The 341-nt window shown below is 39.9% G+C and carries 1 protein-coding gene; it reads right to left on the reverse strand.

From position 1 onward, the window contains the following. Positions 1 to 341: transposase (locus tag ON15_RS07045; protein ID WP_010580788.1), on the reverse strand; the 341-nt coding region annotated here is incomplete at both ends.

The raw sequence follows: 341 nt of genomic DNA on the forward strand, positions 1-341 counted from the left end.
AGGCAGCTTAGTTTGATAATGCTTTAATAGTGGTGTTAAAAAAGCTTTTACATCTTTGCTGGTGTAAGCATTTCCAGGACGCAAGACAGCTTTCAATAAGTTACCATCTTGATCAGTTGCCAGTAATGGATGATATCCTTCAGTACCATAATGTGCGTTGTAATTAGTGGCTTCCTGTTTGCCATAAGTGTCTGAGTGGGTCGAATCGATATCGATAATCGTGGCTGTCTGGTTAGTTAACAGTCGAGCACGATCAACCAAGGCCTCATTTAAAGCCTGTAATGTGTTAACACTACCTTTATCAAAACGTTGCCAAAAACGTGATATTGTTGCTTGTGAAG

It is taken from the genome of Liquorilactobacillus vini DSM 20605 (genome assembly GCF_000255495.1).
GTDB classification, from domain to species: domain Bacteria; phylum Bacillota; class Bacilli; order Lactobacillales; family Lactobacillaceae; genus Liquorilactobacillus; species Liquorilactobacillus vini.